Raw genomic sequence first — 6,317 nt, 5'->3', positions numbered from 1 at the left:
GAACAACAAACTGCATAACCAGTTAAATAACAACATAGTACATTTACCCCCATCAAAAAAATGAGAATATGGAGGGTTTATTTTAGCATGGCTTTTTTACTATTGTGTTTTCATACAAAAAAGAGCTGCCTTAAAGACAGCTCTGATCTTCAGCTAACGCACCCGTTAGCTGAATAAACAACTTGAAATTATTTTTTATCAAAAGCTAATTTCAACCCTAAGGATATCAACATAATTCCTGATAATCGTTGAAATGCAGAAGTAAAGAATGGTTTTTGAAACCAGCCTCGTATGGAATTAATCAAATTAACATAGATAAATAACCATAGAATCGTTAATATAACAGGTGTTATTCCTATGATAACCAAATGTACTAAATTATGCTTACCAGGTATGATAAATTGAGGTAAAAATGCCATAAAGAAAACAATGGCTTTCGGATTTAGTACATTTGAGAGCAATCCTTGTAAGAAATAAGAACCTTTTTGCTTTTTATTCGAAGTAGTGTTGTCAGGCGTTAAGTTGAACTGCTTTGAAAAAAGAGTAGATATTCCCATAAAAATGAGAAATGCGGCTCCAGCATATTTAATAATTTTAAAAAGTAGAACAGAGTTAGCAATCACAGCAGACAAGCCAAGAAGAGCAATTACTATATGAATCGTAAGTCCCAAACAAACACCGCCAACCGTTTTAAAACCTATTCCTTTTCCATTAATCAATGTATTTTTAGTGACTAATACTGTGTCAGCCCCAGGAGTAAGTACAATTAGTAAAGTCGTTATTACAAATAAATAAAAATGTTCCATATTACTTCCCCTTTCCTATTAAATAACACAATATTACCACAGATTTTGTTTGTTTAATATTCTGAATTTTTTTATAACCCGCATCAAGAAATTCAACTACATCCTTTAACAGAGCCTTTTATTTTAAATAGGCTTTGTTAATGATTAATGTTGATTTTTGAACAAATAAAAAGACCACATAAAAAGTGGTCTTCTTTAGTGCTTACTATGGAACTAACGCACCCGTTAGTTCTATAAGAAATCAAATAATTATTAGACAATAAATTTAGTAAACCACGCAATATATCCTGCCCCTGGAATAAAAAATACTTGAGCTAGTATCGTTCCTAATAAACGAGAAGTAACCATCATAAGAGATACACCCTTGAGATTAAGGTAACTTCCCTTTTGATTTATTACGTCATCCGCAAGAATAGATATTTTAGGGTCAATAAAAATTATAAGTAAAATTGTAGCTATTCCATTTATAAGACCCGATGCCATAATAGCTGTTGTTGCTCTTTCTGGAGCTATTAAAGCAGCATATAACGCAGATAACACTCCAATTGTATAGATTGCAGTTATTACCATATTAATTAAGAACAATCTTATGGGAATATCTTTCAATCTAATATCCTTTAAGTAAGAAAACTTTGGTAAATGAATGTGTTTTATCCCACGCTTAATGTATTCGAAAGTTAATCCCTTTTTTATCAAAGATGGTATAGAACCTCTTTCTTCAGATAAATGAACAATAGCCCTTGAAAAAATTGCAATAAAAGTAGGAAGTAAAAGAATACCTATAATTGTTCCTAATGTTGATGAACCAATAATGACTCTATATTGGTTTTCAACAAACTCTAGTGTATTTACTTTTGGAGCATTATCAACCAGGCTCCCTGTAAATGGTTGCTGCATCATATTCGCTAATCGAGAAATCATAACCATCAAGTTAAATAAGGATAGAGCTGAAGCTAACAATCTTACTCTTGCACCAGATAATCTGACTGCATATGCAAGTGTTTCGATAGTATGGATAATAAATATAAATAGAGATATAAGAATTAATTTTTCTGTTAAGAGTTCCAAAACAAATTACCTACTTTAATATATTTCTTCCCATATTACCACATATATTTCCAATTTGTGTTATGGAACTATCCAGCCCCGTTAGTTGTATAAAGAAAAAGCTGCCTTAAAGACAGCTCCGATTGATCTTCAACTAACTCATCCGATAGTGAACATTAATTATAGACTTATCTAGTTGAATTAGCTAAAGCATGAAAAATCTCATTTAAATTTTCCTCATTTTGCTTAATCATATAGGTAAAATATCAGTTCCGCCATTTATATTCAACCGTTTGGTTAAATATATAAGTATAGTATGGTATCGAATATACATTTACTAACCTCTAACTTCAATCATAAAATGAAACGAATTTATATATCCTGTTTCCTCCTTTCAAAAATCACTTCATAATAAGCGGCTATTCCATAAGAACGGATGGGCGGTGCAAATATTTGAATGAACCTCCAACCTAGCTCTGAATGTTGATTTATGACATCTTGATAGCTTTCCCGGGATTTGCGGCTCTCTTTATAATTAATCCTTACAAACTTATACTCGTACATTTATACACCCACTTTTATAGTTTTTTTCATATGCAATTTTGAAAAAACATTAGATTTAATTTCTTTTAAGGCCTAATGCTTAGAAATCTTCATTATATACAGAACTTCTATTTTTTACTCATTTCTAAAATTCATTAAAATGTAGCCCACCTCAAAAGATAGCTTCCCTCTTGATTGGAGCTGATCTTTTTCATGTAAAAATATTACTTTTCAATCGTTCTCGTCAACTCTATTACTTATTGTAAAAGGCTGTTTTATAAAAAAGCACAAAATGAATGCAATAATAATGAGAATAAAAGCAATCATGAAACCATTATTAAGCCCCTTCACAGTTGCTTCCAGTAATATATTATCTTCTTTTTTCACTGTTTGATCGCCAGTATATTTAGCTATGGTAGTCGACATTATCCCCACCATAATGGCCGCACCAAGTGAAGCAAATATTTGCCGTACTGTATTGTTAGCCGCAGAACCGTGGCTTATAAACTTCTTTGGTAGTGCATTTATCCCCGCAGTAGCGAGTGGCATCATTACTAGCCCCATACCAGCCATTCTTAAGGAATAGAAACAAATTATCCACCAAATAGGGGTCTCCTGAGTTAGATACATAAACGGAAATGACCCTAAAGAAAGAATGAGCAGTCCTATTACGGATAGTCTTCTAATACCATGCTTATCAAAAATTTTTCCAGCAATGGGAGAAATGATCCCTAACACCAGTGCACCAGGCAGTAGCATTAAACCTGAACGAAGTGCTGAGTACCCATGTATCGTTTGTGTATAAATGGGTAGGAGAATTTCTGATCCAATCATAGTCATAAAAATAATGGAGACAATGACCGTGGTCAAAGTGAATGTTCTATCCTTAAAGACACTTAGCTCCAATATTGGCTCTGTTAATTTGAACTGACGGCAGGCAAATACAATCAGTACACCAAATCCAATTCCACATGTTATCAGGACGGTATTATTTCCCCATCCTATATTTCCTGCAACACTAATTCCATATAGTAGTGAAATTAAGCCTATACTACTTAACAAGATAGAAATAATATCCATTTTCGGTTTTGTTAAATGAATGACATTTTTCATGTAAAAGAAAGCAAGAACTATATCAATCAGAACGATTGGGAGGATTAAGTAAAATAGATAATGCCAATCATACGTGTCAACAATCCAACCAGATAATGTCGGACCGATTGCAGGCGAAAATGCTATTACAATCCCAACTAATCCCATTGCCTCTCCTCGACGATCGGCTGGAAATATTAAAAAAATTAACGTTTGCATTAATGGAATCATTAATCCCGTTCCAATGGCCTGTATAATACGCCCAATAAGCAAAGTTGGAAAGGTTGTACTAAAAGCACAAACCAATGTTCCCAAAGCAAAACTTCCGATCGCCATAAAAAATAAAGACCTATTAGCGATTTGATTCAATAAAAATGCTGAAATAGGAATCATTACCCCACTTATTAACATAAACGCAGTGATTAGCCACTGAGCATTATTAGCAGTGATACCTAAATCTTGCATAATTCTCGGGAGAGCTGTAACTAACAGGGTCTGATTAATAATGGTTATAAAAGTACCCACCATTAAAACAATTACAAACCCACCTCTCTTAAAGGGTTTTCCCTCTGTATCTACTGGTAAAGAGAGAGATTTTTCCATAAAACCCACACTCCTTTCAATTATTTTTACTTGTGCACACTTTTTTATACTCGAGTATACTTTTTTTAGTATACAATATAGTATAATGAAACTGTCAATATTAATTTTTAGGAGAAGAAGATAAATGACTAAAAGAGAACAAATAATTGAGGTAGCAAAATTGCTTTTTCGAACGATAGGTTATCATGATACTTCTGTACAAGATATCCTAGATCAATCAGGGGTTTCAAAAGGTACCTTTTATAATCACTTTCCTTCTAAATCTCAATTGATTCAGTGCATCATTCAAGAGGTCGATGCAAAAGTCGAAGAACAACAAAGCCAGTTACTGTTAGAGGGTGATCCCCATAGCAAGCAAACTTTTTATTCTCAACTTCGAATAAAACACTCGATATACAGTACTGAGAGGATTGCGGAACTTTACAATATCTCGATGGCAGAAAATGATGAGGTGTTAAGGAAGTATATGGCCGATAGCCATTATAAGGAATTAAACTGGTTAGCTAAACGTTTGATTGAGGTTTATGGTATTGGCATCGAAGCCAGTGCAATGGATTTATCCACTCACTTCATTGGGGGATTAGGCTATCAATTTAGGTACTCTAATCAAATGAAACTTGATACCAATAGTTCTGATATATTAGATTACAACATTCTTCGATTAGAAAAAAACATAGAAATAACAAAACAATCTAAGCATATTCTCTTTCCATTCAGCATACAGAGTTCAGTTGAAACCCTGGAAACGGTTGTTATGAATATCAAGAATCTACTAGACGAAGTAAAGAATGATATTGACTCTCAGGATGAAAAAGAACTAATTGATTTTATCTTGGAAGAATGTCAAAACTCTTGTATAAGATGGAGTCTTTGTGAAGGAGCCGTTCGCCAATTAAAAATTTTATCCCCCTCTCCATCTATAAAGAAACAGAAATTCAGGGAGGTATTTAATATCGTCTATAAACAAGCGAGAAAATATAATAATGGATGAAGAATTCCTTCACTAGAACCATCTATTCTTTAAAAGAATAATTAAGTATTTGGATAGATTAGGGTCTAACGGATAAAGTTTTCGATATCATTACCATTCTTCTTTAAAATTTCTTATAGAACTAAACCAGCTAATAGGATGTCAATATCTTTCTCTAAAATTTTCATTTCCCTTATGATATACTATTTTTTTTGTTCATGACAAATAACCCTCCAAAACCCTTTTGGAAGGATTTTTCTCTTTTTCACAAAACCGTTAATCAGGCTAAATCTAGGAATGCTTCTTTTCTCTTTAATAAAGCGTAAATCCATTGAAGCAACTTATTCATACAGGCAACGATTGACACTTTGGCCGGTTTTCCTTCTGATTTTTTCTTATCATAGAAGGCTTTAAGCTTTTTGTTCCTTGAACTTCTTATGCCACATAGTACGGCAAGATACAGAGAATGACGTAGTCTGCTCGAACCTCTTTTAGTAATACGATTAATGGTTGCCGTAAATTTACCCGATGAGTGAACACTTGGATCTACCTCAGCGAAGGCAACTAGTTTTTTCGGGTGATTAAACCGATCGATTTCACCAATTTCAGAGATAATCGTGGCTGCGATTTTTTCTCTGATACCGGGAATCGATTGGATGATCTTATATTCTTCCAGTTCATTTGCCAGGGCCACTATACGATCTTCCAACTCAGAGAGGTGTCCCTGGTAATGAAAAAGCAACTCAATATACATACGAAGATTGATTACGTGACTTTGATACACGTTTATTTGAAATGGATTTCGAGACGCGGAGTCCATTATTTTTTTTGCTTTTTCCCATGCCCATTCACCCGATCGGCTAGGACAGAACTCTATAACACTCTCTACTAGTTTACTTTCCCCGGCTGCTAATACCGCCTCTGAAGTGGGATATTCCTTTAATATCAATAAAGAAATCCTTGAATATAGATCCCCAAAAACCTTTCGGTATTCAGGAAACACTTGATCTAAAATGGTGTGAAACTGAAGTTTAGCTTCCACATACATATTCGTTACGATTTCCTGTTGTCTGGACAAATTCCGAAGGTCTAATAGCTGAATTCCCCTCATTTTATGAGGTTCTAAATCCTCTTTGTAATACAGCACACACAACTGGTACGCATCGATAGCGTCCGTTTTCACCTTCCGTAAGCTGGACTTCTTTGCCTGGTAAGAAATAATCGGATTTAGTAAAATATATGGAATCCCTTGTTCC

The 6,317-nt window shown here is 33.9% G+C and carries 6 protein-coding genes; 1 reads left to right on the top strand and 5 read right to left on the bottom strand.

Annotation, left to right across the window (positions count from 1 at the left end; translation table 11 throughout):
- Positions 1 to 188: 188 nt before the first annotated feature.
- The 4 genes from J7I96_RS27095 to J7I96_RS27080 form a co-directional block, all read right to left on the bottom strand.
- Positions 189 to 806: a LysE family translocator gene (locus tag J7I96_RS27095; protein WP_214775016.1), complete on the bottom strand. Its 618-nt coding sequence runs from the start codon at positions 804 to 806 to the stop codon at positions 189 to 191.
- 252 nt (positions 807 to 1,058) lie between these two features.
- On the bottom strand, positions 1,059 to 1,874 hold the full coding sequence (locus tag J7I96_RS27090) for a lipid II flippase Amj family protein (RefSeq protein WP_214925966.1): 816 nt from the start codon (positions 1,872 to 1,874) through the stop codon (positions 1,059 to 1,061).
- A 351-nt stretch (positions 1,875 to 2,225) separates the two neighbouring features.
- Positions 2,226 to 2,417 (bottom strand): DUF4177 domain-containing protein, encoded by a 192-nt coding sequence (locus J7I96_RS27085; protein ID WP_214925968.1) that lies wholly within the window; start codon positions 2,415 to 2,417, stop codon positions 2,226 to 2,228.
- A gap of 210 nt (positions 2,418 to 2,627) precedes the next feature.
- Positions 2,628 to 4,091 carry an MDR family MFS transporter gene (locus J7I96_RS27080; protein ID WP_214925970.1) on the bottom strand — a complete coding sequence of 488 codons (1,464 nt, stop codon included), beginning with the start codon at positions 4,089 to 4,091 and terminating at the stop codon, positions 2,628 to 2,630.
- 124 nt (positions 4,092 to 4,215) lie between these two features.
- Here J7I96_RS27080 and J7I96_RS27075 point away from each other — a divergent pair, with 124 nt between their 5' ends.
- Positions 4,216 to 5,082, top strand: coding sequence for a TetR/AcrR family transcriptional regulator (locus J7I96_RS27075; RefSeq protein ID WP_214925972.1), 867 nt, complete (start codon positions 4,216 to 4,218; stop codon positions 5,080 to 5,082).
- A 259-nt stretch (positions 5,083 to 5,341) separates the two neighbouring features.
- Here J7I96_RS27075 and J7I96_RS27070 read toward each other — a convergent pair.
- Positions 5,342 to 6,317, bottom strand: a 976-nt coding sequence (locus J7I96_RS27070; RefSeq protein ID WP_215048205.1) for an IS110 family RNA-guided transposase, incomplete at its 5' end; no start/stop codon positions are given.

The sequence above is a fragment of the Bacillus sp. ISL-78 genome (assembly GCF_018613455.1).
In the GTDB taxonomy this organism is placed as follows: Bacteria; Bacillota; Bacilli; order Bacillales; family DSM-1321; genus Peribacillus; species Peribacillus frigoritolerans.
The sequence above is the reverse complement of the archived record's forward strand: the minus strand, read 5'-3'. Positions and strand labels throughout refer to the sequence as shown.

Bases quoted from the DNA above. Each gene is read 5' to 3' on its own strand.
- J7I96_RS27095 (WP_214775016.1), bottom strand. From the start codon at position 806: ATGGAACATTTTTATTTATTTGTAATAACGACTTTACTAATTGTACTT.
- J7I96_RS27085 (WP_214925968.1), bottom strand. From the start codon at position 2,417: ATGTACGAGTATAAGTTTGTAAGGATTAATTATAAAGAGAGCCGCAAA.
- J7I96_RS27080 (WP_214925970.1), bottom strand. From the start codon at position 4,091: ATGGAAAAATCTCTCTCTTTACCAGTAGATACAGAGGGAAAACCCTTT.
- J7I96_RS27075 (WP_214925972.1), top strand. From the start codon at position 4,216: ATGACTAAAAGAGAACAAATAATTGAGGTAGCAAAATTGCTTTTTCGA.